This is a genomic window from Xanthomonas sp. SI, assembly GCF_014236855.1.
In the GTDB taxonomy this organism is placed as follows: domain Bacteria; phylum Pseudomonadota; class Gammaproteobacteria; order Xanthomonadales; family Xanthomonadaceae; genus Xanthomonas_A.
Window position 1 is genome coordinate 3,821,344 of the sequence record NZ_CP051261.1, and the last position, 25,271, is coordinate 3,846,614.

A 25,271-nucleotide genomic window follows, 5' to 3' on the forward strand; every position below is an offset into this window, starting at 1 on the left:
CGGATGCCGTGCCGGCACGGCCGCTACATGGTCTGGGTCGGCTTGTCGGCGTTGAGGGTGCCGGCCAGCTGGGTCTCGATCTTGTTGCGGATGGTCTCGCCTTCGCTGTTGTCCGGCAGCTGCACGCCGATGCCTGCGGTGCGGTTGCCCTGGGCGCCCATCGGGGTCACCCAGATCACCTTGCCGGCCACCGGCAGGCGCTCGCTGGAATCGGGCAGGGTCAGCAGCAGGAACACTTCGTCGCCCAGGAAATAGCGCTTGGGCGTGGGCACGAAGATGCCGCCGTTCTTCACGAACGGCATGTACGCGTTGTACAGCGCCGCCTTGTCCTTCACCGCCAGCGACAGGATGCCCTGACGTCCGCTCATCGCACTCATCGTTGTCCCCCTCTCCGGACCGGGCGATCGCCATCGCGCCAAGCCAGCAACAGTTCCGCGATGGCCAGGTCGCCACGGACGGTGGTGCGCAGCAGGTCGCGGGTGCGATTGGCTGCGTCGAACCAAGTGGCCAGCTTGTGCAATCGCGCCGGGTCGGTCAAGCCGGCCTGCGAAGCCTGCGCCAGCGCCAGGTCGGCGGCATGGCCCAGGCGCTGCTCGGCGAAGCCGTCGGCGCTCCAGCGCTGCGCCGCCTCGACCGTGCCCAGCTTGCCGGCGGCGACCTGTTCCAGATCCGCGGCCACCTGCCGGCGCAGCTTCAGGCCGTCCTCGCGCAGCCACTGCGCGGCCAGGCCAGGATGGCCGCGCGCGGCGGCCAGCGCTTCGCGCGCGGTCTTTTCCGGAAATTCCTGGGCCAGCAGCCAGGCGATCGCCTCGTCGGCCGGCGGCAGCTTGAATTCCAGGCGCTGGCAGCGGCTGCGGATGGTCGCCGGCAGCCGCGCCGGCTGCGCGCTGATCAGCCACAGGTAGCGGCCGGGCTGCGGCTCTTCCAGGGTCTTGAGCAGGGCGTTGCAGGCGGCGCGGTTGATCGCGTCGGCCGGGTCCACCACCACCACCTGGGCGATGCCGTACTGCGGGGTCAGCGACAACTTCTGCGAGATCTCGCGCACCTGTTCGATGACGATCTCGGTGCGCAGTTTGTCGCCGGTGCGGTTGGGAATGAACGAGATCAGCTGCAGGTCGGGATGGGTGCCGGCGGCGATCAGCTGCGCGCTGCGCAGATTCGCGGCCGGCTCGCCCTGGCCGAGCACGTGCGCGGCCAGCTTCAGCGCCACCGCGCGTTTGCCCAGGCCGTCCGGGCCGCAGATCAGCAGGCCGTGGCCGAGCCGGCCGGCGTCGAGCGCGGCCACGGTCTGCTCGTAGGCGCGCTGCTGCCAGGGCGCGAAGGGCAGCGTGTCGGTCGAAGCGGCACTCATGGCGTGCGCTCCTGCTGCACCCAGGCGGCCAGCGCGGCGGCCACGTCGTGCGCGACCGCCTGCGGCGGCTGGCTGGCGTCGATGGTGCGGAAGCGCTGCGGGTCCTGCGCGGCGCGCTGGCGGAAACCGGCACGCACGCGCTGGAAGAAATCGTCCTGCTCGCTCTCGATCCGGTCCGGCCACAGGTCGCGGCCGCTGGTGCGGGCGCGGCCGATCTGCACGTCCAGATCCAGCAGCAGGGTCAGGCCCGGCTGCAGGCCGACCGCGCGCCGCTCCAGGTCGGCGATCCAGGCGCGGTCCAGGCCGCGGCCCTCGCCCTGGTAGGCGTAGCTGGAATCGGTGAAGCGATCGCTGACCACGTAGGCGCCGCGTTGCAGCGCCGGGCGGATCACCTCACGCACGTGCTGGGCGCGCGCGGCGAACACCAGCAGCAGTTCGGTCTCGGCGGCCAGCGGCTCGGCCGGCTGCAGCGCCGGCGCGTTGCCCAGCAGCAGCTCGCGGATGCGTTCGGCCAGCGGCGTACCGCCGGGCTCGCGGGTCAGCACCACCTCGTGGCCCTGTGCCTGCAACCAGTCGCGGATCGCGTTGATCGCGGTGGTCTTGCCGGCGCCCTCGCCGCCTTCCAGGCTGACGAAGCGGTGGTGGCGCAGCACGGCCTCGCTCATGGCGTCACCGCCGCGCCGCTGCGCGCGCGCAGGCGCTGCAGGTAGCGCGCCACTGCCGCGGTGTGCTCGGCATAGCTGGCGGAAAACGCGTGCGCGCCGCTGCCGTCGCCGACCGCTACGAAGTACAGGCTGTCGCCGGGCGCCGGATTGGTCGCCGCGCGCAGCGCGTCGCGGCCGGGCATGGCGATCGGGGTCGGCGGCAGGCCGCTGCGGGTGTAGGTGTTGTACGGGGTATCGGTTTCCAGGTCGCGCTTGCGGATGTTGCCGTCGTAGGCGCTGCCGATGCCGTAGATCACGGTCGGATCGGTCTGCAGCTTCATGCCCTGCTGCAGGCGGCGCACGAACACACCGGCGATCTGCGGGCGCTCGGCGGCCAGGCCGGTTTCCTTCTCCACGATCGAGGCCAGGGTCAGCGCCTGCTCCGGCGATTGCAGCGGCAGTTCGGCGGCGCGCGCGTCCCAGGCCTCGGCCAGCGCCTTGTCCATGGCCGCGTGGGCGCGCTGCAGCACGTCCAGATCGCTGTCCTCGCGCTGGTACAGGTAGGTCTCCGGCAGGAAGCGGCCCTCCGGGTGCTGCCCGGGCTGGCCGAGCTTGGCCATCAGTTCGCTGTCGCTGAGCTCGGTGGCGACGTGGCGCAGCGGCGTGGCCGCGTTCAGCGCCGAACGCAGCTGGCGGATGTTCCAGCCCTCGACGATGGTGAAGCGGTAATGGATCACCTGGCCCTTGCGCATGCGCAGCAGCAGTTCGCGCGGGCTCAGCGCCGGCTGCAGCGCGTATTCGCCGACCTTGAGCTTGCCGGCGGCATCGAGCTGGCGCGCCAGCAGTTGCCATTGCAGGTTGCTGCCCTGTTCGACGCCGGCCGCGCGCAGCTTGCGCAGCACGCCGTTGAACGAATCGCCGCGCGCCACCTCCACGCTGGGCTGCGCCGCGTGCAGCGGCTGGTCGGAGAAGGCGCGATAGCCCTGCCACCACCACGCGCCGGCCGCGGCGGCCAGCAGTGCAAGCACCAGCAATGTCGCCAGCAGGGTCAGACACCCGCGTTTAGCCCAAGCCACGACCACCTCGAAGCGAATTCAACGGGGTGCAGGATACCGCGCAGCCGGCATCGGCCGGTATCGCGACCGCGCCGCTCACGGTTCCAGCGCGCGCAGCAGGCCGCGCGCCTTGGCCCGGGTTTCGTCGAGTTCGCGCTCGGGCTGCGAATCGACCACGATGCCGGCGCCGGTGCGGAAGTGCGCCTGCGCGCCGTCCACTTCGGCGGTGCGGATCAGGATGTTCAGGTCCATGTCGCCGTCGCGGTTGAGCCAGCCGAACGCACCGGTATAGGCGCCGCGCGGGGTCTGTTCCAGCTCGGCGATGATCTGCATGCAGCGCACCTTGGGGCAGCCGGTGATGGTGCCGCCGGGAAAGGTGGCGCGGATCACTTCGCCGGGACTGACCCCGGCGCGCAGCCGCCCGCGCACGTTGCTGACGATGTGGTGCACGTGGGCATAGCTCTCCACCGTCATCAGCTCGTCGACCTCGACGCTGCCCGGCGCGCAGACCCGGCCCAGGTCGTTGCGCTCCAGGTCGATCAGCATCACGTGCTCGGCGCGCTCCTTGGGGTGCCCGACCAATTCGCGGATGCGCGCGGCCTCGTCGTCGCCGGGCGCGCGCGGGCGGGTGCCGGCGATCGGCCGGGTCTCGACCACGTCGCCGCGCACCGACACCAGCCGTTCCGGCGAGGAACTGACCACGGCACGGCCATGGCTGGCGAACAAACCGGCGAACGGCGCCGGATTGGCGCGGCGCAGCTGCGCGTACAGTGCTGCCGGATCCAGCGCGGCGGCGAAGCGCGCCGACCAGCGTCGCGACAGGTTGACCTGGAACACGTCGCCGGCGCGCAGGTAATCGAGGATGCGGCGCACGCCGTCGACGAAGCGCTGCGGCGGGTCTTCGTCGATCGCCAGCGGCGCGATCCAGGCCGGCAACGGCGCGGCGGCGGGCAGCGCCTGCAGATCGGCGAGTGCCATGTCCAGCAACCCCGCATGCGCGGTTTCCGCCAGCGCCACGCATTCGCCGCTGGCGTGGTCGCGCAGCAGCGCGGCCGGGCAGCGCAACGCCAGCGCGACCGGCGTCGCCGCCTGCCCCTGCGGCAACTGCAACACCGGCTCGACCTGCGTCGCCAGTTCGTAGTCCAGCAGCAACGCCCAGCCGCCACGGAACGGCCAGCGCGGCTCGTCGCGCGCGCAGCGTTCGGTCTGCCAGCGCGCATCCAGCGCAGCCAGAAAATCGCCCTCGACCACGGCGCCGTGCAGGTCGCGGGTGACGCCATCGCGGTCCAGGCGCAGGCCCTCGCCGCTGGCGATCAGCAGCAGGTCCCAGCGGCCCTGCGCGGTCCCCGACGCCGCCGATTCCAGCAGCAACGGATAGCGCTGCGGCGCCAGGCGGTGCAACGCCAGCAGATCGGTCTCGGCCGGCAGGGGAACGGTACGCAGCATCGAAGACCCGGTGGAAGATGGAGGTGATGCGGACGCAGGCGGCGGTGCGCCGCTCACGTGCGAACGATCGGCGTCTCTGCACCTGCGCGCCGGCGGATGCGTCCGGCGCAACGGCGCAGTCGCGGGGATCGCATCAACCGACGCCATCACCGCGGCATCGTGCGGCTCACAGATCATTGGTTCCGCCCCGATCGCGGCTGCGACAGCCCCGACGTGGATCGCCGCCGCGCCAGCGCAAACGCTCAGGCATCAGCAAGGCAAATCCCCTCGCCAAAAACGAGGCGGACGCGCCACCCGCTACAAGAGCGGTTTACACAAACGAACAAGCTCGAACACGGGGCGAAAACGGAACGCTCTTGCCAATCCCAAATCCCGAATCCCCAATCCCGGCTCAATCACATCCGCTTGAACACCAAGGTCCCATTGGTCCCGCCGAAGCCGAACCCATTGGACATCGCCACGTCGATCTTCTTCTCGCGCGCCACGTTCGGCACGTAGTCCAGGTCGCAGCCTTCGCTGGGCTCTTCCAGGTTGATCGTCGGCGGGATGATGCCGGTGTGCAGCGCCATCACCGAGAAGATCGCCTCGGCGCCGCCGGCCGCGCCGAGCAGGTGCCCGGTCATCGACTTGGTCGAGCTGACCATGGTCTTGTAGGCGTGGTCGCCCAGCGCGCGCTTCATCGCCAGGGTCTCGGCCAGATCGCCCAGCGGCGTGGAGGTGCCGTGCGCGTTGAGGTAGTCGATCTGCTCGGGATTGAGCTTGGCGTCCTTGATCGCCGCCAGCATGCTGCGCGCGGCGCCTTCGCCGTCCTCGCTCGGGGCGGTCATGTGGAACGCGTCGGAGCTGGCGCCGAAGCCGACCAGCTCGGCATAGATACGCGCGCCGCGCGCCTTGGCGTGTTCGTACTCTTCCAGCACCAGCACGCCGGCGCCGTCGCCGAGCACGAAACCGTCGCGGCCCTTGTCCCACGGCCGCGAGGCGGCGGCGGGATCGTCGTTGCGGGTGGACATGGCCTTCATCGAGCAGAAGCCGCCGACCGAGGTCGGCGAGGAACCGCGCTCGGCGCCGCCGGCCAGCATCACGTCGGCGTCGCCGTGCTGGATCATGCGCAGCGCGGTACCGATCGAATGGTTGGAGGTGGCGCAGGCCGAGACCGCCGAGAAGGTCGGGCCCTTCAGGCCCTTGATCAGGCTCACCTGCCCCGGCAGCATGTTGATGATGGTGCTGGGAACGTAGAACGGCGAGATCTTCCGCGCGCCGCCCTCGTGGAATTTGATGGTCTGCTCCTCGATGCCGAGCAGGCCGCCGATGCCCGAGCCGAGGATCGCGCCGATGCGTTCGGCGTTGCTGTCGTCGATCACCAGGCCCGAATCGTCCAGCGCCATGAACGAGGCGCCAACGCCGTAGTGGATGAACGAATCCATCTTCTTGACGTCCTTGGCGGACATGAACTTGGTCGGATCGAAATCCTTGATCTCGCCGGCGATCTTGGTGGTGAACTGCGACGCATCGATCTGCGTGATCGGGCCGATGCCGGAACGCCCGTTGACGATTCCATCCCAACTGCTGGCCAGGTCATTGCCCAACGGCGATACCAGGCCCATGCCGGTTACGACGACGCGACGGCTCATTGCGAAATCTCCTCGCCGCGGTACGCGCGGCGTTGACGCTGTAAAAACACAGGGCCGCAAGCGCGGCCCCATGGGATTGTCACGCGGACCGGACCCACGCAGGCGCCGATCGCGATCGAGAACGGAGCATCAGCTCTTGACGTGCGACTTGACGTAGTCGATGGCCTGCTGCACCGAGGTGATCTTCTCGGCTTCTTCGTCCGGAATTTCGCACTCGAACTCTTCTTCCAGCGCCATCACCAGCTCGACGGTGTCCAGCGAGTCGGCACCCAGGTCATCGACGAACGATGCGCTGTTGGTGACTTCTTCTTCCTTGACGCCGAGTTGCTCGACGACGATTTTCTTGACGCGTTCTTCGATGGTGCTCATTGGGATATCGCTCCAGATGGAGTAGTGGTGGTTCAAAAACGCCATCGGGCTGCGATGGCCGCGTTGGATAGTGTAGTGGAAACCGCCCGGCGCTTGCATCGCTGCACAAACGCCCATCGATCAGCCACTTAGGCGCAGTCCTTGCGCCGCAGGCTTACGGCATGTACATCCCGCCGTTCACATGCAGGGTCTCTCCGGTGATGTAGCCGGCCCCGGGGCCGACCAGGAACGCCACCGCGTTGGCGATGTCGGCCGGCTGGCCGAGCTGGCCGAGCGCGATCTGCTCGAGCAGCGCGGTGCGTTGCGCCTCGGGCAGAGCCTTGGTCATGTCGGTGTCGATAAAGCCCGGCGCGACCACGTTGACGGTGATGCCGCGCGAGCCGATTTCCTTGGCCATCGACTTGGAGAAGGCGATGATCCCGGCCTTGGCCGCGGCGTAGTTGGCCTGGCCCGCATTGCCGGTCACCCCGACCACCGAGGCGATGTTGACGATGCGGCCCTTGCGGGCCTTCATCATGCCGCGCAGCACCGCCTTGGAGGTGCGGAACACGCTGGTCAGGTTGGTGTCGATGATCGCCTGCCAGTCCTCTTCCTTCATCCGCATCAGCAGGTTGTCGCGGGTGATGCCGGCGTTGTTGACCAGGATCGAGACCGCGCCGAATTCCTTGCCGATCGCCTCGATCAGCGCCTCGACCGCGGCCGGGTCGGTGACGTCCAGCGCGCGGCCGTGACCGCCGTTGGCGGCCATCCGCTCGCCGATCGCCTGCGCGCCGGAGGCGGAGGTGGCGGTGCCGATGACGGTGGCGCCCTGTGCGGCCAGGGTGTCGGCGATGGCCGCGCCGATGCCGCGGCTGGCGCCGGTGACCAGGGCGATCTCGCCCTGCAATGGCTTGCTCATCTGCTGTTCCTTGGGGGACGGACGGCGCGCGAGGCGCCGCGGGAAAGGAGGCCGCCGCGGGCGTACCCGCCCGCGCGCGGCAGCGGGATCAGGCGACCCAGGTCTCGAGCGCGGTGGCGAAGTCGGCCGGGGTGGCCAGCGCGCGCCCGTCCAGCGACTTGTCGATGCGCTTGATCAGCCCGGTCAGCACCTTGCCCGGGCCGCATTCGGCCACGCGGGTGGCGCCGCGCGCGGCCAGCGCCTGCACGCAACCGGTCCAGCGCACCGGCAGGTACAACTGCTCGACCAGCGCCTGGCGGATCGCATCGACGCCGTCGTGCACCTGCGCATCCACGTTCTGCACCACCGGCAGTTGTGGCGCGTGCCAGGCCATGCCGCGCATCGCCTCGGCCAGGCGGTTGGCTGCCTCGCGCATCAGCGGCGTATGCGAGGGCACGCTGACCGCCAGCTTCACCGTCTTGCGCACGCCGCGCTCGGCCAGCAGCGCCAGCGCGCGGTCGACCGCCGCCGCGTCGCCGCCGATCACCACCTGGCCGGGCGAGTTGTAGTTGGCCGGGACCACCACCTGGCTGCCGGCGGCCTGCGCGCAGACTTCCTCGACCAGCGCGTCCTCGGCGCCGATCACCGCGGCCATCGCGCCGACCCCGGCCGGGGCCGCGTCCTGCATCAGCTGGCCGCGCAGGCGCACCAGGTGCGCGCCGTCGTGCAGCGACAGCGCGCCGGCCGCGACCAGCGCGCTGTATTCGCCCAGGCTGTGCCCGGCCAGCAGCGCCGGACGCGCGCCGCCCTGGGCCAGCCACAGCCGCCACAGCGCCACGCTCGCCGCCAGCAGCGCCGGCTGGGTGTATTCGGTGCGGTTGAGCATTTCCTCGGGGCCGCCCTGGGTCAGCGCCCACAGGTCGACGCCGGCGCCGTCGGAGGCCTCGACGAAGCTGTCGCGCAGCTGCGGGTGCAGCTCGGACAGTTCGGCCAGCATGCCCAGCGATTGCGAACCCTGGCCGGGGAAAACGAAGGCGAGTGTGGAATCGGTCACGCGGATGCGCCTGCAAAAATCGAGCGGCGATGATACGGGCGAAACCGGCCGTGCGTCTGTACCCGGGCGTATGTGCGCCTGCGCGGCAGCGGTCGCAGCGCGGCCGGATACGGACGGCGCGCGACCCGGCGCAGCGCGACGGAGATGGGTGACCGAGGGGCAGACCGCGCCGCGGCGGCGAGACGCGACAGCGCTGGATCGGCCGAGGTTCGAGCGGGCACGCGCTTTCCAGCGGGTTCCGACGTTCGATCGGGCCGCCCCTTGGGTCAAAGGATTGGATCAACGCAATGGAGGCGGCCATCACTGCCGCCTGCACCGGGGCGAGGCGCGTGGCGCGCTCGCACCCGCCGCGGGCCATGGCGCGCCTGGGCGCCATGCCGCGGGGATTGACGGACTCAGTAGCGCAGCAGCGCCGAGCCCCAGGTGAAGCCGCCGCCGAAGGCTTCCAGCAGCAGCAGCTGGCCGCGCTGCACGCGGCCGGAACGCACCGCCACGTCCAGCGCCATCGGCACCGAGGCGGACGAGGTGTTGCCGTGGATGTCCACCGTCACCACCACCTGCTCCATCGACAGCTCCAGGCGCTTGGCGGTGGCTTCGATGATGCGCAGGTTGGCCTGGTGCGGGATCAGCCAGTCCAGGTCGCCCTTGTTCAGGCCGTTGGCGTCGAGGGTCTCGTCGACCACCGCGTCCAGCGCCTTGACCGCGTACTTGAACACCTCGCTGCCCTTCATCTGGATGCCGCCGGCGGAGGCGTCGCCGGTGCCGTCGCCGAGCCCGGTGGAGATGCCGACCGGATTCCACAGCAGTTCCTTCTTGCTGCCGTCGGCATGCAGATGGGTGCTGAGGATGCCGGTGTCTTCGTCGGCGCGCAGGACCACCGCACCGGCGCCGTCGCCGAACAGCACGCAGGTGGTGCGCTCGGTCCAGTCGACGATGCGGCTGAGGGTCTCGGTGCCGATCACCAGCACGGTCTTGGCGTCGCCGCAGCGGATGAACTTGTCGGCCACGCTGAGCGCGTAGACGAAGCCCGAGCAGGCGGCGTTGACGTCCAACGCGGCGCAACCGACCGCGCCCAGCCGCGCCTGGATCAGGCAGGCGGTGGACGGGAAGATCAGATCCGGGGTGGTGGTGCCGACGACGATCATGTCGAGCGCGGCGACCTCGATGCCGGCCGCCTCGATCGCCTTCAACGCGGCTTCGTAGCCGAGATCACCGGCGGTCTGCCCCGGCGCGGCGATGTGCCGCTCGCGGATGCCGGTACGGCTGCGGATCCATTCGTCGCTGGTATCGACCATGTGCGACAGATCGTCGTTGGTCAACACTTTTTCAGGCAAATAGCTACCGGTGCCCGCGATCCTGGAATAGATCCGCTTGCTCATGCTGATTCCTGTTGCCTGTTACGCAGGCCGCCCGTGCGGGCGCGGCCTGTGAAGATGGGTGACTCCGTCCGCCGCGGCGCGAGGGACGGGCACAAATCAATCTTCTTCGACCTGCGAGGTCTTGGTGACGATCACCTTCTTGCCGCGGTAGTAGCCGTCGGCGGTGATGTGGTGGCGCAGGTGGATCTCGCCGCTGGTCGGGTCGGTCGACAGCTGCTTGGCGCTGAGGGCGTCGTGCGAACGGCGCTGGCCGCGGCGGGACGGGGTGACACGGGATTTCTGCACAGCCATGGGATTGCTCCAAACTCGGTTCGTTTACATCTGTCGTCATTACGTCGCGCAGGACGCGCGCGTCCGGCAACAACCTTCAAGGCAGCGGGCCGGCGAGCCGACCGCTACTGTTTCTTCAGCGCCGCCAACGCCGCGAACGGGTTGGCCTTGCTCACCTCTTCCTCGGTCGCCGGCCAGTCCTGTTCGACCGCCTCGCTTCCGGGCGCCACCGGCACCAGCGGAACCGCCAGCACCAACTCGTCCTCGACCAGATCGGCGGGCCGCAGCATGCCGTCGTCCGGCACCAGCAAGGCCTCGTACTCCGGCGGCAGCGCGGCCTCTTCGGCCTCGCTGCGAATCAGCCCCAGCCGCTGTACGCTGGACACCGGCAGCAGGAAGCGCTGCAGGCTGCGCTGACAGATCAGCGGCAGCTCGGTTTCGAGCGTCAGTTCGACGTAGGACACTTGCAGTACAGCGTCGCGGCCGAATTCCAGCGTGTAGCGGCATTCGCCTTCGGTATCGGCCAGACTGCCTTGCAGACGGGTCATCGCCGAGAGCGGCAGACGGTCTTCGAAGACCCTGCGCGCTGCGACCATCCGCCAGGCATCCAACAGTTCGGGCACGTTCGCGGACATAAGCCGCAGAATGTTAAGGACTAGGACAGGCTCTGTCAAACCCGTCCCTGTCATCCTGCCACGCTCGTCATTCTGCCCGTCCAACGACCTGCTTGCCCGGCCCGGGCCTGCCGCCGCAGACTGCCGGCCCCGGCGCCCGCGCCGCCCTGCCCGACCGCCGATGCCGCGCCTGATCCTGGCCTCCACCTCCGTCTATCGTCGCGAGCTGCTGCAGCGCCTGCGCCTGCCGTTCGACAGCGCCCGCCCGCAGGTCGAGGAGACGCCGCTGCCCGGGGAAGCGCCGCTGGCGCTGGCGCAGCGCCTGGCGCGGGCCAAGGCCGCGGCGGTGGCCGCCGGCGCCGCCGATGCCTGGGTGATCGGCTCCGACCAGGTCGCCGAACTCGATGGCCAGCCGCTGGGCAAGCCCGGCCATGCCGAGGTCGCGCAGGCGCAGCTGGCGGCGATGTCCGGACGCAGCGTGCGCTTCCATACCGCGGTGTGCCTGCTGCGCGGCGAACGGGCGCTGCAGCTGTGCGACCTGACCGAAGTGCGCTTCCGCGTGCTGCAGGCCGAGGAGATCGCCCGCTACGTCGCCGCCGAGCAGCCGCTGGACTGCGCCGGCAGCTTCAAGTGCGAAGGCCTGGGCATCAGCCTGTTCAGCGCGATCCACAGCCAGGACCCGACCGCGCTGGTCGGGCTGCCGCTGATCGGCCTGGCCGGGCTGCTGCGCGAGGCCGGCTACGTGCTGCCCTGACCCAGCGCGATCAGCGCCGGCCGACCCGGCACCACTGGTACGGAAAGCGCGCCTGCCCGACCCAGGACTCGTGGACCGCGCAGGTGTCCAGCTGCAAGGCCAGGCCGTAGCCGGCCAACTGCCGGTCGGCCAGGGCCAACGCCTCGCGGTCGCCGGCGGCGATGTCGATGGCCCGTTCCGGCAGGATCGTCCACTGGCAGCGGCCATCGTGCTCGGTCACTGCCGCGCGTACCGGCCGGTGCGCCAGGCGCCGCATCAGCCGGCAGTCCGGCCCCCGGTCCAGGCCCAGGCGCGCAGCCAGCGCATTGAGCCGCTGCAAGCGCGCGACGTTGCGATCCACCGTCGCCGGCAACAGCGCATAGCCCTGGCCGCGTTCGGCCAGCAGCGCCTGCACGCGCTCGGCATAGGCCGGCGATTCGGGAAAATTGGACGCCACCGACGCGTACGCCGCCTGCGCCGGCAGGAACGGGATGCGCCACGACTGCGGCACATCGCCGACCAGCAGCACCAGGCTGCGCGCCGGCTGCGGCATGCTCGGCGCCTGCACCCGGAACGCCGCGCGCGCCCAGCGTTCGTGGCCCCAGTCGCCCCAGCCCTGTATGGCGACCAGTGCGCAGGCGATCAGCGCCCAGCGCGCCGCCGGCGCGGCGATGCGTGCCGGCAGCAAGCGCCGCAGCCCGACCCACAGCAGCAGCGGCGCCAGCAACTCCGGTACCACCAGGTAACGCTGGATGCTGAAGACCGACTGCCAGGCCAGGTACGCGACCACGAAGAACACCAGCAGCGCGCGCCATGCCGGCGCGACCACGTCGCTGGCCACCGCGGGCCGGGGTGGCCGGCGCAGCGCGAAGCGCAGCAGCGTGGCCAGACCGACCAGGTACAGCAATGGCCAGACGATCTGCCGCAAGGCGACCTCGCTGACCCGGTTCGGCGCGAACGAGAAGTGCAGCGGCCAACTCAGCCACTGCAGCCAGCCCTGCGGCAGCCAGCGCGTATCGCTGAGCGCGACCGGCTGCGCCAGCGGCGCCAGGAAATGGCTGTTGAACTGCGGGAACAGCGGGTTGCCGAAGGCCTTCCACACGCCCAGCAACCACGGCCCGGCCAGGACCGCGAAGCCGAGCACGGTGACCACGGTCAGCACCGCGGCGCCGCCGACGCGTTGCCGCATGCGCCCGCCCGCGACCAGCGCGGCCACGCCCAGCGCAAGCGCGAACGACGCATTGGTCAGCTTGCAGGCCAGCGCCAGGCCCAGCAGCGCACCGGCCAGCGCCCACCACGCCACCGCCACGCCCTGCCCGGCCGCCTGTTGCCGGCGCTGCGCGTGCAGCGCGGCCAGCAAGGCGCCCAGCACCGGCAGTGCGCTGCTGTTGTCGGCCATGGTCCCGGCGAATTCGGACAGGAACGCAGCGCTGCACATGCCGGCCAGGGCCAGCCACGGCGCCAACCGCGCCCGATCCAGGCGCGGATCCAGCACCTGCCAGACGATGCCGGCCAGCAGCAGGAACGCCAGCGCGTGCAGCGCGCCCATCGCGAAGCCCGCCAGCGGCGCCGGCAGGCCGGTCATCAGCGCGTAGTGCAGCACGTCCAGCAACGGATTGAAGTAGCTCTGCAACTGCGCCGGCGCCAGGTCCGTGCCGAGGCGGCCGTGCAGCGCGGCATAGCCGTTGTACAGGTGGTAATTGCGCAGATCCCAGTTGGCGTCCTGGCCCAGCAGCAGCGACAGCAGGCCGCCGAGCAGCGCCACCGCGATGCCGGCGGCGATCACGTCGCCGCGGCTGTGGAAGGCGAAGCGGCGATCCAGCGCGCGCAGCAGGCGCTGGCGGCGGCTCGGACCCGGCACTGCGGCGCTTGCCGCACTCATGCGTGGTCGTCTTCGGCAGTGGCAGACGCCGACGGCGAACGCGACGGCAGCGCCGGGATCGCCAGATAGGCCAGGCGCTTGGCCTCGACCCGGCCGCGGGTGACCGTGCCCAGGATCAGCCCGCAGGCCAGCAACAGGAAGCCGAGCAGCACCAGCGCCGAACACAGGATTGCGGTCGGGAAGCGCGGCACCAGGCCGGTGTGCGCATAGGTGAGCACAAGCGGCACCGCCAGCCCAAATGCCAACAGCACGCAGGCGCCGAAGCCCAGCGAGAAGAACAGCAACGGCCGCTCGGCCTTGAACAGGCGCAGGATGGTCAGCAGGATCCGCGTGCCGTCGTGCCAGGTACGCAGCTTGCTTTGCGACCCTTGCGGCCGCGCGCCGTAGGCCGTGGCCACTTCCGCCACCGGCATGCGCAACTGCAGGGCGTGCACCGCCAGTTCGGTCTCGGTCTCGAAGCCGGCGGCATGCGCGGGAAACGACTTCACATAGCGCCGCGAGAACACCCGGTAGCCGGACAGCATGTCGTCGAAACTGCGCCCGAACAGGAAACTCACGCAGCGGGTCAGCAGCACGTTGCCGACGCGGTGCCCGGCGCGATAGGCCGCGACCTCGTCGCTGCGCCGCGCGCCGACCACCATGTCCAGGCCATCGCGCAGCAGGCGCTCGATCAGCGCCGGCGCCATCGCCGCGTCGTAGGTCGCATCGCCATCGACCAGCACGTACACGTCGGCATCGACATCGGCGAACAGGCGCCGCACCACGTTGCCCTTGCCCTGCAACGCGACTTCGCGCACCTGCGCGCCGGCCGCGCGCGCGCGCTCGATGGTGGCGTCGCTGGAATTGTTGTCGAACACGTGGATGCTCGCCGTCGGCAACTGCGCGGCGAACGCGGCGATCACCTGGCCGATCGTGGCCGCTTCGTTGTGGCAGGGAACCAGCACCGCGATCCGCGGCATGGCCGCGGCGTGGGCAGCAGAAAGACTCGGCATGGGCGGTGGGCGGTCCTGCGCGGCGGGCGTGGAAAGGCGCGCCATGCTATCAGCGGCGGCGCAGTTCGATCGGCTGCTCCCACCACTCCTCGACGCTGCCGTCGCGGCCATGCAGGCGCAGGCCGAGCCAATGCGTGCCCGGCGCCAATCCGCTGGCATCGAGTTCGGCGCGGAAGCCGACGTTGGGATGGCCCGGATCGGTGGAGATCTTCCAGAACGCGGTGATGTCGTAGGTCTCGCCGTAGCGCGCCTGCGCGGCGACCTTGCCGTCGAGCAGCACCTCGACCCGGGCGATGCCCACGCCATCCTTGAACGCCCAGCCGGACACCTCGAAATGCGGCGCCACCTTGTCGCCCACGCCCGGCGCGTTGAACCAGGCCATCGCCGGCGTCGTGCACGGCCCAGGCAGGCGTTGCGCCGGCAGCGCGAACAGCAGGAAGCGCTGGTTGCCGTGATCGCTGGACACCACCTTCGGCGGCGGCAACGGGCCGACCAGTTCGCACACGGCGTGATAGCGCTGCAGCAGCAGCCGGTATTTCATGTCGCTGGGCGACAGCACCAGCAGCCGCGGCCCATCGCGCCGGCCATCGCCGAGCAGGCCCCACTGGCGCAGCTGCGCGCTGCGCCCGTGCTTGTCGTTCAACGCGTGCGGCAGCACCTGAATATCGGCATCGCCCAGTTCGAAACCGAGCTCGGCACCGACCTTGAAGTTGTCGGCCAGCACCTGCGTGCCCGCCGGCATCGCCGCCAGTTCGCGGCGCACTGCCGAGGCCAGCGGCTTCCAGCCGGCGAAGTTGCGCGGGTAGTACTTGTCGCCAGCGGCATGCTCGCGCACCGACGGCACCGACACCGCCAGGTAATAGCCGAACGCGCCGACCAGACCGATCCCGGTCAGCAACCAGGTCGCGCGGCGCAGCCGTTTCGGCCAGCCGTTGAGGATCACCGGCGCGGCGATCAGCAAGGCCAGATAGCCCGGCAACGGCCAGTGGAAACTGATGCGCTCGGCATCGGTGAAGAAGCCGAGCAGGAAGATGCCCAGCGTGGACACGCCGCCGAGCAGGCCGAAATAGCGCCACTGCACGCGTGCGCCGCCGCTGCCGCCGCCGCGGGTGGCCACCAGCGCCACTTTCCACATCGCCACCGCCAGCAGCGGCGTGACCAGCAGGCCCTGGATCAGCACGAAGGCGATGCCGCCGGGCTGGAAGCTCCACGGATGCCGATCGATCAGCTGGAACTTGACCCCGGCCTCGCCGTTGTCCGCATTCCAGGCCAGCAGCGGCAGCCAGGCGACGATGCCCATCGCCAGCGCCACCCACACCTGCGGATCGCGCAGCATGCGCCGGCCCTGCGGGATCAGCAGCAGCGCGATCGCGCCGACCCCGATCACCCCGGCGAAGCGGTAATGGCTCAGCGCGCCCAGGGTCAGGCCCAGCGCCAGTTCCACCGCACTCATCGCATCGATCTGGCGCAGCAGCCGCGCGCTGGCGTCCATGCACAGGATCGTCGCCAGCGCCATCGGCACGTCCGGCAAGGCGAGGATGCCGAGCGTGCCCGACAGCGGCATCAGCAAGGTCAGGCTGCCGGCGCGCCAGCCGGCCACCGCACCGAACCAGCGCGTGGCGATGCGCGCGATCAGCCACGGCATCAACGCCGACACCAGCAGGAACGGCGCGCGCAGCGCCAACAGGTGGTCGCCGCCGAGCGCCACGCCCAGCCGCGCCAGCCAGGCGGTCAGCCCGGGCAGATCCGAATAGGCGGCGGCCAGGTGCTGGCCTTCCTGCCAATAGAACGCCTCGTCGACGAACAACGGCAGGCGCGCGGCCACCAGCAGCTTGGCTGCGGTGACCAGCATCCACAGCACCATGAAGGTGGTGCGTGCACGTTGTTCGCCTTGCATTGCCTTTAGACTCCCCTAAACCGTTGCGAGAATGCGATGCCTACTCCGCCCCGCTTGCAGGAAATGCTAACCGATACGCTGCGCGAGGCGCTCGCGCAGGCCCAGCAGCAGGTCAATTCGCTGGTCCTGGGCAAGCCGCAGCAAGTGCGCATGGCGTTTGTCGCGCTGCTGTCCGGAGGACATCTGCTGATCGAGGACCTGCCCGGACTCGGCAAGACAACACTGGCGCATGCGCTGGCCGCGAGCCTGGGATTGAGCTTCCAACGCGTGCAGTTCACCTCCGACCTGCTGCCGGCCGACGTGCTCGGCGTGTCGGTGTACGACGCGCAATCGCGCCAGTTCCAGTTCCATCCCGGCCCGGTGTTCGCGCACGTGTTGCTCGCCGACGAGATCAACCGCGCGCCGCCGCGCACGCAGAGCGCGCTGCTGGAAGCGATGGCCGAACAGCAGGTCACCCTGGACGGCACCACGCATCCGCTGCCGGCGCCGTTCTTCGTCATCGCCACGCAGAATCCGGTGGACCTGTCGGGCACCTTTCCGCTGCCCGATTCGCAACTGGACCGCTTCCTGCTGCGGCTGGCGCTGGGCTATCCCAGCGCCGAATCCGAACGCGCGCTGCTCAGCGGCAGCGACCGCCGCGACCTGATCGCGCAGGCCCAGCCGCTGCTCAGCGACACCGACATGGCCACGCTGCGGCACAGCGTGGAACAGATCCACGCCAGCGACGCGCTGGTCGGCTACGTGCAGGCGCTGCTCGCGCGCAGCCGCCAGCATCCGGGCGTGCGCGTGGGCCTGTCGCCGCGTGCCGGCATCGCGCTGCTGCGCGCGGCCAAGGCGCACGCGCTGCTGCTCGGCCGCGCGCACGCGCTGCCCGAGGACGTGCAGGCGCTGTTCGTGGCGGTCGCCGAACATCGCCTGGTGGCCGAACAGGAATCGGCCTCCGGGCAAGCGCTGGCCAAGGCGATCCTGCACAGCGTGGCGGTGGACTGAGGCCGATGCGGGCACGGCTGCGCGAGTGGCGGCAGGCGCTGGCACGGCTGGCGCGGCCGCGCGATCCCGAGCCGCTGCCGGTGCGGCTGGACCGGCGCCGCATCTACATCCTGCCCACGCCGTTCGGTGGCTTCCTGGCGCTGTTGCTCGGCGCGATGCTGCTCGGCGCGCTGAACTACAACAACAACCCCGCCTTGCTGCTGGCGATGCTGCTCGGCGCGGCCGCCATCGCCAGCGCGATCGCCGCCCACCTGCAGCTGTCGGGACTGCGCCTGGACGCGCTGTCGGCCGAACCGGTCGCGGCCGGCACGCCGCTGCGGCTGCGCCTGGCGCTGGCCGCCGGCGACGCCCGGCAGCGCCGCGGCCTGCGCGTGGCGCATGCCGACCGGCACACCTACATCGACCTGCACGGCGACGGCGCCACCGAAGCCGACCTGGAACTGCCCACCGAACGCCGCGGCTGGCTCGACCTGCAGCGCATCCGCATTTCCACCACCCAGCCGCTGGGCCTGCTGCGCGCCTGGGCCTGGTTCTGGCCGGACGCGCCGCTGTTGGTCTATCCGCAACCGGAGCAGGACGGGCCGCCGCTGCCGCACGGCGACGGCACCCCGACCCAGACCCGCCTGCACGCGCTCGGCGAAGAGCTGCAGCAGTTGCGCCCGTACCGCGCCGGGGATGCGCCGCGCGCGATCTCCTGGAAGCACTCGGCGCGCCGCGACACGTTGCTGGTGCGCGAATACGAACGCCCGATCGGCGTGGACGTGGTGCTGGACTGGCGCAGCCTGCCGGCGCTGCCCTACGAGCGCCGCATCGCGCGGCTGGCGCGCTGGGTCAACGAGGCCGAGCGCGACGGCCGCCGCTACCGCCTGCTGTTGCCGGGGCAGCCGCCGCTAGGCCCGAGCCGCGGCCCGCAACACCGGCACCTGTGCCTGCGCGCGCTGGCGCTGCTGCCGCATGGCTGAGCCGCGCTCGCCCGCGCTGCGCGACAGCAGCCGCCACTGGGCGCTGGGTGCCGGCCTGCTGGCGTTGCTGCCGCTGCTGCTGCAGTTGCCCGGCGCGCTGGCGCTGCTGTTCGCGGCGACCGCGCTGCTGATCGGCGCCAGTTCGGCATGGCGGCCGCTGCCGGCCGCGCTGCGCCTGCTGCTGGTGGCGGCGATGCTGGCGGCGATCTACTGGCAGGTCGGCATGCGCTTCGGCCGCGACACCGGTTGCGCCATGCTCGCGGCGATGCTGGCGATCAAGCCATCGGAACTGAAGACGCTGCGCGATGCGCGCAGCCTGCTCGGCTTCGCCCTGTTCGCGCCATTCGCCGCGTTCCTGCTGGACCAGGGGCCGATCACGATGCTGCTGGGGCTGGCCGCGGTGATCGCCGCGCTGCTGTGCATGCAGCGCCTGGCCGACCAGGAAGGCCACAGCGCCGCGCCGCCGCTGCGCGGCCAGCTGCGCGGCGTCGGCCGGCTGCTGGCGCTGGGCCTGCCGCTGGCACTGGCCGCGTTCTGGCTGTTCCCGCGCCTGGGCTCGCCGCTGTGGGGCGTGCCCGAGCGCGCGCTGGGCCGGCCTGGCCTGTCGGACACGATGAGCCCGGGTCAGTGGCTGGACCTGATGGCCGACGACACCCCGGCGCTGCGCGTGCAGTTCTTCGGCCGCGTGCCGGCACCGGCGCAACGCTACTGGCGCGGGCCGGTGCTGTGGGATTTCGACGGCAGTACCTGGCGTGCGGATCGCGGCAATGCGTATCTGCCGGCACCGGCGGTGCAGACCGGCGCGGCCGCGTGGGACTACGAGATCGAAGTCGAGCCGACCGATCGCCGCCAGCTGGTGGCGCTGGACCTGCCGCTGCAGGCGCCGGAAGGCACCCGCATCTCCGCCGACTACGTGCTGCACAGCGAGCGCCCGCTCGGCGCGCTGACCCGCTGGCGCCTGCGCTCGGCGCCGCCGCTGCGCTTCGAGGCCGCGCTGGCGCCGGCACAGCGCCAGCGCGCGCTGGCGCTGCCGCCCGGCTACAACCCGCGCACCCTGGCGCTGGCCAAACAATGGCGGCAGCAGGCCGGCGCCGACGATGCCGCGATCGTGGCGCGCGCGCTGCAATGGATCCGCCGCGACTTCGCCTACACGCTGGAGACGCCGCTGCCCGGCCGCGACGGCGTGGACGAATTCCTGTTCCAGCAGAAGGCCGGGTTCTGCCAGCACTTCAGTTCCGCCTTCGTAGTGCTGATGCGCGGCGCCGGCATCCCCGCGCGCGTGGTCACCGGCTATGCCGGCGGCACCCGCAATCCGTTCGGCGGCTATTGGGTGGTGCGGCGCATGGACGCCCACGCCTGGGCCGAAGTGTGGCTGCCGCAGCGCGGCTGGGTGCGCGTGGACCCGACCGCCGCGGTCGCCCCGGAACGCATCTACGACACCTTGGAAGACCGCCTCGGCGGCGATGCCGGCGCCCAGGGCGGCAACGCCGACTGGCAGTTGCGCGACGTCGGCGACTGGCTGCGCCGCGGCTGGAACGACCTGGTGCTGTCCTTCGACGCCAACCGCCAACAGCAGCTGTTGAGCAACCTGGGCATCGCCAAGCTGGAGCCGGCGCAACTGGTCGCCCTGTTCGCCGGCTTCGCCGCCCTGCTGCTGGGCTGGATGGCCTGGCTGCTGGCGCGCGGCGAACGCGAGCGCGACCCGCTGCTGCGCGCCTGGCGCCGGCTGGGCCGGCGCTACGCCCGGCTCGGCCTGGGCCGCGAAGCGCACGAACCGGCGCTGCTGTGGGCATCGCGTGTACACCAGGTGATGGAGGCAAACGCGTTGCTTTCGCTCAGCCAACGTTTCGCCGATTCGCGCTACGCTGGCGCGGATTCGGACAGGGCTTCATTGTTGCGCGACCTGCGCAGGCACCGTCCGCATACCGGAGCATTTCGATGAAGATCCGATTGCTGTTCCCCGTCCTGGCCGTTCTCGCCCTGGGTGCCTGCGCGACCGCGCCCAAGCCGCTGCAAGGCCAATTCGCCACCGTCACCCCGCGCGACTCGGTCGCCGGCCAGCAGGTCGGTACCTCGGTGCGTTGGGGCGGCAAGATCATCCAGACCAAGCCCGGCCAGGGCCAGACCTGCTTCCAGATGCTGTCGCGGCCGTTGAGCGCCAGCGGCCGTCCGGACAGCGACTCGGCCGACGCCAGCGACGGCCGCTTCGTCGCCTGCCGCTCCGGCTTCTACGACCCGGCAGTGTTCGAACCCGGCCGCGAGGTGACCTTCATCGGCCACGTCGCCGGCTACGAGAGCACGCGCATCGGCGAGTACGACTACCGCCTGCCGAAGATCGATGCCGACGTGGTCTACCTGTGGCCGGTGGTGCGCCAGGTCGACGTGGTCCCCGCCTACCCGTACGGTCCCTGGGGCCCGTGGGATCCGTGGGGTCCGCGCTGGGGCTGGGGCCGCGGCTGGTGGTAAGCCGCCCGGCGCCACGCGCTGTGTCATGATGGAGAAGAAAACGCCGCTGAAAAGCGGCGTTTTCTGTTTGGCCGGCAGGGCTGCGGCAAGTCGCGCCGCGGCGGCCGCTCAGGGCGTGCCGAAGCGGCCCAGCGGCGCACCTGCCAGCAGGTGCAGGTGCAGATGGAACACGGTCTGCCCGGCATGCTCGCGGCAATTCATCACCACCCGGTAGCCGTCCTCGGCCAGGCCCTGCTCGCGCGCGTAGGCGGCCGCGGCCAGCACCAGCTTGCCGACCAGCGTAGCCTGCTCCGGCGCCAGGTCGTCGAGGGTGGGAATCTCCACCTGCTTGGGAATGAACAGCACGTGCACCGGCGCCTGCGGCGCGATGTCCTTGAAGCCGAGCACGTCGTCGTTCTCGTATACGATGCTCGCGGGAATTTCGCGGCGGATGATCTTGCCGAAGATGGTGTCCATGGGCCGGCTCGCACAGCGGAAAGGGGCAGTCGTTATAGCCGAATTCGGCGACACGCAGCCATCGCCAGACGTGCCGCTACTCGCCTGCGCCGCCGCGCGGGACCTCGTTGCGGCTGCCGAACGCATGCGACAGCGTGCCGCGATCCACGTACTCCAGCTCCCCGCCCAGCGGCAGGCCCTGCGCCAGCCGGCTAGGACGCACGCCATGCCGACGCGCCAGCTGCGCCAGATAATGCGCGGTGGCCTCGCCCTCGACGGTGGAATTGGTGGCGATGATCAGCTCGGTGATCTCGCCCTGCGCCAGCCGCGTGCCGAGCCGGTCCAGGCCGAGTTCGCGCGGCCCGACGCCGTCCAGCGGCGACAGCCGCCCCTGCAGGATGAAATACAGCCCGCGGTAGCCGGTGGCGTGCTCGATCGCCAGGCGGTCGGCGGGCGACTCCACCGCGCACAGCTGCTGGCGATCGCGGCCTGCGCTGGCGCAAATCGCGCACAGCTCGGTCTCGCTGAAATCGCGGCACTGCGTGCAGTGGCCGACCTTCTCCACCGCCTCGGCCAGCACGTTGGCCAGGCGCAGCCCGCCGTCGCGCTCGCGCTCGAGCACGTGATAGGCCATGCGCTGCGCCGACTTCTGGCCCACGCCCGGCAGGATCCGGAAGGCCTCGATCAGTTGTTCGAGCAGGGAAGACATGAATTCGGGATTCGGACGTCGGGCTCCGGGATCGGGAAGCAGCGGCTTCGCGCTTGCCTTCGCGAATCCCCACTCCCCACTCCCGAATCCCGGCCCCTCAGAACGGCAGCTTCATGCCCGGCGGAATCGGCATGCCGGCCGTGGCCGCGCCCATCCGCGACTTGGACTCGGCGTCGATCTTGTTGGAGGCATCGTTGAAGGCGGCGGCGATCAGATCCTCGGCCATCTCCTGGTCGGAGAGGATGCTCGGATCGATCCGCACCTTGCGGCACTCCTTGGCGCCGGTCAGGGTCACGCTGACCATGCCGCCGCCGGCACTGCCGGTGACTTCCAGTTGGGCCAGTTCTTCCTGGGCGCGCTGCAGGTTTTCCTGCATCTTCTGCGCCTGCTGCATCAATTGGGCGATGTTCCCACGCATGCTTGATTACTCTTGGTAGGGGCGGATGGAATCGGGCACGACCCGCGCGCCTTGCTGCTGGATCAGCGCTTGCACCGCCGGGTCTTGCAGGAACGCGGTCTCGGCCGCGCTCTGGCGCTCGCCGCGTTGCCGGTGCGAGCGCTCGTGCAGGGTTTCGGCATCGACCGCAATGCCGCTTTCGATCACGATCTTCGGCCGGCTGCCCAGCGCGTCGGCCAGCGCCGCGGCCAGTTCGCCGAGCGAGCGCTCGGACTGCAGGTATTCGAAGCCCGGCGACAGCGACAGCCGCAGCACGCCGTCGGCGTGGCTGACGAAGGCCGAGTTGGCGGCGAGCTGCCGCGACGGCCCGGTCAGGCCGCAATCGGCGACCAGTTCCAGCCAGTCCTCGGCCGCGTGCAGCACGCGCGGCGTGGCGTATTCGGGGGGCGTGCGCTCAGCGATGGCCAGCGGCGGCACCATCGCCATTTCCGGCTCGGCCGCGGCGGTGGCTGCCGGCGCGAGCGGCGCCTTGGTCGCCGCCGGCGGCGTTGCCGGCGCAGGTGCCGCGGTTTCCCACAGCGGGTCGAGCACGGCGGGCGCGGCGACCGGTGCGGGCGCCGGTGTCGGCTTGTCTGCGACCGCAGCCGCTGCCGGCGCTGGCGCCATCATCGGTGCGGCGGGCGCGGGCATCGCGGCGACGGGCGGCGCGGCGACGCTGGCCGCAGCGGCAGCAGGTGCCGCAGCCACGGGCGCTGCAGGCGCACGGCCTTCCGTCGTCGTACCCGATCCGGACGCGGCCGGCAACGGCGCCGCGCCCGCCGGACGGAACGCCAGCATGCGCAGCACCGCCATCTCGAACCCGGCGCGCGGACTCGGCGCCAGGTACAGGTCGCGGCGGCCGTTCAAGGCCATCTGGTACCACAGCTGCACGATTTCCGGGCGCAGGCGCTCGGCGAATGGCGCCGGGTCCAGCCCGTCCAGGCCGGCCACCGCCGCGCCCGGCACCAGCTGCCGCACCTGGATCCGGTGCAGCGCCTCGGCCAGCGCCTCCAGCACCCCGCCCCAGTCCGGCGAGAACTCGGCCAGCGTGGCGACCACCTGCAGCAGCCGCTGCCCGTCGCCATCGGCCAGCGCCTCGAGCATCGCCCCGACCTGGGTGCGGTCGACCGTACCCAGCATCGCCCGCACCACGTCGTCGCGCAGCGCGCCGCCGGCATAGGCGATGGCCTGGTCGAGCAGCGACAGGCCGTCGCGCAGGCTGCCGTCGGCGGCCTTGGCCAGCTGCACGATCGCCGAGGCATCGACCTCGATCTGCTCGGCGGCCAGGATCCTGGTCATCTGCCCCTGGATCTGCTCCTCGTCCAGGCGCTTGAGGTTGAACTGCAGGCAGCGCGACAGCACCGTCACCGGCAGCTTCTGCGGGTCGGTGGTCGCCAGCAGGAACTTGACGTGCTCCGGCGGCTCTTCCAGCGTCTTCAGCAGCGCGTTGAACGCCGCCTTGGACAGCATGTGCACCTCGTCGATCAGGTAGACCTTGTACTTGCCGCGCGAGGGCATGTACTGCGCGTTCTCGATCACCTCGCGCACGTCGTCCACGCCGGTATTGGATGCGGCGTCGATCTCCAGCAGGTCGATGTAGCGGCCAGCGTCGATGTCCAGGCACGCCGGGCATTGCCCGCACGGATCGGCGCTGGTGCCCTGCTCGCAGTTCAGCGACTTGGCGAAGATCCGCGCGATGGTGGTCTTGCCGACGCCGCGGGTGCCGGTGAACAGGAACGCGTGGTGCACGCGCCCGCTGTCCAGCGCATTGGTGAGCGCGCGGACCACGTGTTCCTGCCCCACCAACTCGGCAAAACGCTTGGGGCGCCACTTGCGGGCGAGAACGAGATAGGACATCAGGCAACCGTCTTCATCTGAACCGCCATTGTGCCACGCCGCGCCGCGTCGATCGTTCAGCGGCAGTGGCGGCCGGACCGGCGCCACGGGCCTGGACGGCGGCAGGCCGGCGCTTTTTTTGCTATCGGCGCCGGACCCGGCGGCAGGTCCCGGCCCGCGCAGAGCGTTCTCCTTGTTAACGGCGCCCGCGACGGCTAGAATCCCGCCCCTGCCGTCGGCTAGTCGCGCCGGCAGGCACGGAGAGGTGTCCGAGTGGTTGAAGGAGCACGCCTGGAAAGTGTGTAAGCGTCTAAACCGCGCTTCGGGGGTTCGAATCCCCCTCTCTCCGCCAGATTGAAAGTGTTGAGATAGCCCAGTCGCGTGAGTTTCGCCGGCGCCTGGGAGGGGGTGAGAACCCCCGGGTTCGACAGGTGGCATCGCCACCTGCACGGCGAAGCCGCCCGTAGGGCGAGGCATCGAAAGATGCCGAGTGAATCCCCCTCTCTCCGCCAGATTCGAATTGCGCTTCCCTCGCAGAATTGCCTCGCCGCTGGCGAAAGCGTTCAAAGGGAAAGACCGTGCCACTGGCGCGGTTTCGTCTCTATGGTGGCCCCGTCGGCCCCTCGCGACGCTAGGTCGAAAACTCCGCCAGGGCCGGAAGGCAGCAACGGTATCGATCGACGCGGGCGCCGAGGTCAGCCGGCGGGGTCGCCACCCTTTTCCTGAAAACACATCCGCCAGGCAAATGCAGTCACTTCGACCGGATGGGTGCTAGCAAGCTGCGGCTGTGTCTCGCGCAGTGCCGCAAGCGTCGATCCTGGCCAGTCGTTGGCACCGGCCGTGGCGACGGCGCAACCATCCCCGCAACGGCAGCATTCCCACGGCGCGTATCGATCGACGCGGGCGCCGAGGTCAGCCGGCGGGGTCGCCACCCTTTTCCTGAAAACACATCCGCCAGGCAAATGCGGTCACTTCGACCGGATGGGTGCTGGCAAGCTGCGGCTGTGTCCCGCGCAGTGCTGCAAGCGTCGATCCTGGCCAGTCGTTGGCACCGGCCGTGGCGACGGCGCAACCATCCCCGCAACGGCAGCATTCCCACGGCGCGTATCGATCGACGCGGGCGCCGAGGTCAGCCGGCGGGGTCGCCACCCTAATCTCTTGAAGAACGCTACAGCGGCCGATCCGGGTGCCCATCGCACGAGCGTGCCTTGCTGTCCTCACGTCATCGTCGACGCGACATCGG

24 protein-coding genes, 1 tRNA gene and 1 other RNA gene are annotated in these 25,271 nt (G+C 70.6%); 7 read left to right on the forward strand and 19 right to left on the reverse strand.

Translation table 11 applies throughout. The features are described 5' to 3' along the window. Positions 1–23 precede the first annotated feature (23 nt). From HEP75_RS15960 to HEP75_RS16015, 12 genes are all read right to left on the reverse strand, one after another. Positions 24–377: a PilZ domain-containing protein gene (locus tag HEP75_RS15960; protein ID WP_003468813.1), complete on the reverse strand. Its 354-nt coding sequence runs from the start codon at positions 375–377 to the stop codon at positions 24–26. Further along, complete coding sequence (locus HEP75_RS15965; RefSeq protein WP_185824195.1) at positions 374–1,351, reverse strand: DNA polymerase III subunit delta'; 978 nt, start codon at positions 1,349–1,351, stop codon at positions 374–376. The genes HEP75_RS15960 and HEP75_RS15965 overlap by 4 nt, the downstream gene beginning before the upstream one ends. Continuing rightward, positions 1,348–2,016, reverse strand: coding sequence for a dTMP kinase (gene tmk / locus HEP75_RS15970; protein WP_185824196.1), 669 nt, complete (start codon positions 2,014–2,016; stop codon positions 1,348–1,350). Before tmk ends, HEP75_RS15965 begins: the two co-directional genes overlap by 4 nt. Then, positions 2,013–3,071 carry an endolytic transglycosylase MltG gene (mltG, locus tag HEP75_RS15975; RefSeq protein WP_185824197.1) on the reverse strand — a complete coding sequence of 353 codons (1,059 nt, stop codon included), beginning with the start codon at positions 3,069–3,071 and terminating at the stop codon, positions 2,013–2,015. The genes tmk and mltG overlap by 4 nt, the downstream gene beginning before the upstream one ends. Before the next feature lie 75 nt (positions 3,072–3,146). Further along, on the reverse strand, positions 3,147–4,496 hold the full coding sequence (locus tag HEP75_RS15980; protein ID WP_185824198.1) for an aminodeoxychorismate synthase component I: 1,350 nt from the start codon (positions 4,494–4,496) through the stop codon (positions 3,147–3,149). A gap of 395 nt (positions 4,497–4,891) precedes the next feature. Then, positions 4,892–6,127 carry a beta-ketoacyl-ACP synthase II gene (gene fabF / locus HEP75_RS15985; RefSeq protein WP_185824199.1) on the reverse strand — a complete coding sequence of 412 codons (1,236 nt, stop codon included), beginning with the start codon at positions 6,125–6,127 and terminating at the stop codon, positions 4,892–4,894. 129 nt (positions 6,128–6,256) lie between these two features. Then, on the reverse strand, positions 6,257–6,496 hold the full coding sequence (gene acpP / locus HEP75_RS15990; RefSeq protein ID WP_003468806.1) for an acyl carrier protein: 240 nt from the start codon (positions 6,494–6,496) through the stop codon (positions 6,257–6,259). Between the two features lie 154 nt (positions 6,497–6,650). After that, positions 6,651–7,394, reverse strand: a complete 744-nt coding sequence (gene fabG, locus HEP75_RS15995) for a 3-oxoacyl-ACP reductase FabG (protein ID WP_185820798.1) — start codon at positions 7,392–7,394, stop codon at positions 6,651–6,653. 88 nt (positions 7,395–7,482) lie between these two features. Further along, complete coding sequence (gene fabD / locus HEP75_RS16000; RefSeq protein WP_185824200.1) at positions 7,483–8,427, reverse strand: ACP S-malonyltransferase; 945 nt, start codon at positions 8,425–8,427, stop codon at positions 7,483–7,485. Positions 8,428–8,822: 395 nt separating this feature from the next. After that, entirely contained in the window at positions 8,823–9,806 is a 984-nt protein-coding gene (locus tag HEP75_RS16005) for a beta-ketoacyl-ACP synthase III (RefSeq protein WP_185820800.1), read from the reverse strand. A gap of 96 nt (positions 9,807–9,902) precedes the next feature. Further along, positions 9,903–10,097: a 50S ribosomal protein L32 gene (rpmF, locus tag HEP75_RS16010; RefSeq protein ID WP_003468798.1), complete on the reverse strand. Its 195-nt coding sequence runs from the start codon at positions 10,095–10,097 to the stop codon at positions 9,903–9,905. A 104-nt stretch (positions 10,098–10,201) separates the two neighbouring features. Next, positions 10,202–10,711: a YceD family protein gene (locus HEP75_RS16015; RefSeq protein ID WP_185816664.1), complete on the reverse strand. Its 510-nt coding sequence runs from the start codon at positions 10,709–10,711 to the stop codon at positions 10,202–10,204. Positions 10,712–10,871: 160 nt separating this feature from the next. Between HEP75_RS16015 and HEP75_RS16020 the strand changes: the two genes are divergently transcribed. Further along, positions 10,872–11,444, forward strand: a complete 573-nt coding sequence (locus HEP75_RS16020) for a Maf family nucleotide pyrophosphatase (RefSeq protein WP_185824201.1) — start codon at positions 10,872–10,874, stop codon at positions 11,442–11,444. Positions 11,445–11,454: 10 nt separating this feature from the next. On the opposite strand, the gene HEP75_RS16025 is transcribed toward HEP75_RS16020, so the two are convergent. Genes HEP75_RS16025 through HEP75_RS16035 form a run of 3 tightly spaced genes read right to left on the reverse strand, consistent with a single transcriptional unit; the run spans position 11,455 to position 16,194 of the window. After that, positions 11,455–13,305 carry a glycosyltransferase 87 family protein gene (locus HEP75_RS16025; protein ID WP_185824202.1) on the reverse strand — a complete coding sequence of 617 codons (1,851 nt, stop codon included), beginning with the start codon at positions 13,303–13,305 and terminating at the stop codon, positions 11,455–11,457. Next, the gene (locus HEP75_RS16030) at positions 13,302–14,297 is read right to left on the reverse strand and encodes a glycosyltransferase family 2 protein (RefSeq protein WP_185824203.1); all 996 of its coding nucleotides are present in this window, start codon (positions 14,295–14,297) and stop codon (positions 13,302–13,304) included. The genes HEP75_RS16025 and HEP75_RS16030 overlap by 4 nt, the downstream gene beginning before the upstream one ends. Before the next feature lie 49 nt (positions 14,298–14,346). Then, positions 14,347–16,194: a glycosyltransferase family 39 protein gene (locus HEP75_RS16035; protein WP_185824204.1), complete on the reverse strand. Its 1,848-nt coding sequence runs from the start codon at positions 16,192–16,194 to the stop codon at positions 14,347–14,349. A gap of 36 nt (positions 16,195–16,230) precedes the next feature. Here HEP75_RS16035 and HEP75_RS16040 point away from each other — a divergent pair, with 36 nt between their 5' ends. The 4 genes from HEP75_RS16040 to HEP75_RS16055 are packed head-to-tail and all read left to right on the forward strand — an operon-like array spanning position 16,231 to position 20,612. Then, positions 16,231–17,184: a MoxR family ATPase gene (locus tag HEP75_RS16040; RefSeq protein WP_185824205.1), complete on the forward strand. Its 954-nt coding sequence runs from the start codon at positions 16,231–16,233 to the stop codon at positions 17,182–17,184. 5 nt (positions 17,185–17,189) lie between these two features. After that, on the forward strand, positions 17,190–18,146 hold the full coding sequence (locus HEP75_RS16045) for a DUF58 domain-containing protein (RefSeq protein WP_185824206.1): 957 nt from the start codon (positions 17,190–17,192) through the stop codon (positions 18,144–18,146). After that, entirely contained in the window at positions 18,139–20,088 is a 1,950-nt protein-coding gene (locus HEP75_RS16050) for a DUF3488 and transglutaminase-like domain-containing protein (RefSeq protein ID WP_185824207.1), read from the forward strand. Before HEP75_RS16045 ends, HEP75_RS16050 begins: the two co-directional genes overlap by 8 nt. Beyond that, positions 20,085–20,612, forward strand: coding sequence for a Slp family lipoprotein (locus tag HEP75_RS16055; RefSeq protein ID WP_185824208.1), 528 nt, complete (start codon positions 20,085–20,087; stop codon positions 20,610–20,612). Before HEP75_RS16050 ends, HEP75_RS16055 begins: the two co-directional genes overlap by 4 nt. Positions 20,613–20,720: 108 nt before the next feature. Here the strand turns inward: HEP75_RS16055 and HEP75_RS16060 are convergent, their stop codons facing one another. From HEP75_RS16060 to dnaX, 4 genes are all read right to left on the reverse strand, one after another. Continuing rightward, positions 20,721–21,068 carry a histidine triad nucleotide-binding protein gene (locus HEP75_RS16060; protein WP_185813661.1) on the reverse strand — a complete coding sequence of 116 codons (348 nt, stop codon included), beginning with the start codon at positions 21,066–21,068 and terminating at the stop codon, positions 20,721–20,723. Positions 21,069–21,144: 76 nt separating this feature from the next. Next, complete coding sequence (gene recR, locus HEP75_RS16065; RefSeq protein ID WP_185813662.1) at positions 21,145–21,756, reverse strand: recombination mediator RecR; 612 nt, start codon at positions 21,754–21,756, stop codon at positions 21,145–21,147. A 97-nt stretch (positions 21,757–21,853) separates the two neighbouring features. Beyond that, the gene (locus HEP75_RS16070) at positions 21,854–22,174 is read right to left on the reverse strand and encodes a YbaB/EbfC family nucleoid-associated protein (RefSeq protein WP_003479775.1); all 321 of its coding nucleotides are present in this window, start codon (positions 22,172–22,174) and stop codon (positions 21,854–21,856) included. Between the two features lie 6 nt (positions 22,175–22,180). Continuing rightward, complete coding sequence (gene dnaX / locus HEP75_RS16075; protein ID WP_185824209.1) at positions 22,181–24,049, reverse strand: DNA polymerase III subunit gamma/tau; 1,869 nt, start codon at positions 24,047–24,049, stop codon at positions 22,181–22,183. 238 nt (positions 24,050–24,287) lie between these two features. On the opposite strand from dnaX, the gene HEP75_RS16080 reads away from it, so the two are divergent. Continuing rightward, positions 24,288–24,380, forward strand: a tRNA-Ser gene (locus HEP75_RS16080). A 260-nt stretch (positions 24,381–24,640) separates the two neighbouring features. Next, positions 24,641–24,737, forward strand: an RNA gene (gene ffs / locus HEP75_RS16085) — signal recognition particle sRNA small type. The last annotated feature ends 534 nt before the right edge of the window (positions 24,738–25,271 follow it).

Bases quoted from the DNA above. Each gene is read 5' to 3' on its own strand.
- dnaX (WP_185824209.1), bottom strand. From the start codon at position 24,049: ATGTCCTATCTCGTTCTCGCCCGCAAGTGGCGCCCCAAGCGTTTTGCC.
- HEP75_RS16055 (WP_185824208.1), top strand. From the start codon at position 20,085: ATGAAGATCCGATTGCTGTTCCCCGTCCTGGCCGTTCTCGCCCTGGGT.
- HEP75_RS16045 (WP_185824206.1), top strand. From the start codon at position 17,190: ATGCGGGCACGGCTGCGCGAGTGGCGGCAGGCGCTGGCACGGCTGGCG.
- HEP75_RS16005 (WP_185820800.1), bottom strand. From the start codon at position 9,806: ATGAGCAAGCGGATCTATTCCAGGATCGCGGGCACCGGTAGCTATTTG.
- HEP75_RS16020 (WP_185824201.1), top strand. From the start codon at position 10,872: ATGCCGCGCCTGATCCTGGCCTCCACCTCCGTCTATCGTCGCGAGCTG.
- HEP75_RS16060 (WP_185813661.1), bottom strand. From the start codon at position 21,068: ATGGACACCATCTTCGGCAAGATCATCCGCCGCGAAATTCCCGCGAGC.
- HEP75_RS15960 (WP_003468813.1), bottom strand. From the start codon at position 377: ATGAGTGCGATGAGCGGACGTCAGGGCATCCTGTCGCTGGCGGTGAAG.
- HEP75_RS15965 (WP_185824195.1), bottom strand. From the start codon at position 1,351: ATGAGTGCCGCTTCGACCGACACGCTGCCCTTCGCGCCCTGGCAGCAG.
- HEP75_RS15980 (WP_185824198.1), bottom strand. From the start codon at position 4,496: ATGCTGCGTACCGTTCCCCTGCCGGCCGAGACCGATCTGCTGGCGTTG.
- HEP75_RS16035 (WP_185824204.1), bottom strand. From the start codon at position 16,194: ATGCAAGGCGAACAACGTGCACGCACCACCTTCATGGTGCTGTGGATG.
- HEP75_RS16040 (WP_185824205.1), top strand. From the start codon at position 16,231: ATGCCTACTCCGCCCCGCTTGCAGGAAATGCTAACCGATACGCTGCGC.
- HEP75_RS16070 (WP_003479775.1), bottom strand. From the start codon at position 22,174: ATGCGTGGGAACATCGCCCAATTGATGCAGCAGGCGCAGAAGATGCAG.
- HEP75_RS16025 (WP_185824202.1), bottom strand. From the start codon at position 13,305: ATGAGTGCGGCAAGCGCCGCAGTGCCGGGTCCGAGCCGCCGCCAGCGC.
- fabF (WP_185824199.1), bottom strand. From the start codon at position 6,127: ATGAGCCGTCGCGTCGTCGTAACCGGCATGGGCCTGGTATCGCCGTTG.
- HEP75_RS16030 (WP_185824203.1), bottom strand. From the start codon at position 14,297: ATGCCGAGTCTTTCTGCTGCCCACGCCGCGGCCATGCCGCGGATCGCG.
- recR (WP_185813662.1), bottom strand. From the start codon at position 21,756: ATGTCTTCCCTGCTCGAACAACTGATCGAGGCCTTCCGGATCCTGCCG.
- tmk (WP_185824196.1), bottom strand. From the start codon at position 2,016: ATGAGCGAGGCCGTGCTGCGCCACCACCGCTTCGTCAGCCTGGAAGGC.
- rpmF (WP_003468798.1), bottom strand. From the start codon at position 10,097: ATGGCTGTGCAGAAATCCCGTGTCACCCCGTCCCGCCGCGGCCAGCGC.
- fabG (WP_185820798.1), bottom strand. From the start codon at position 7,394: ATGAGCAAGCCATTGCAGGGCGAGATCGCCCTGGTCACCGGCGCCAGC.
- acpP (WP_003468806.1), bottom strand. From the start codon at position 6,496: ATGAGCACCATCGAAGAACGCGTCAAGAAAATCGTCGTCGAGCAACTC.
- HEP75_RS16050 (WP_185824207.1), top strand. From the start codon at position 18,139: ATGGCTGAGCCGCGCTCGCCCGCGCTGCGCGACAGCAGCCGCCACTGG.
- HEP75_RS16015 (WP_185816664.1), bottom strand. From the start codon at position 10,711: ATGTCCGCGAACGTGCCCGAACTGTTGGATGCCTGGCGGATGGTCGCA.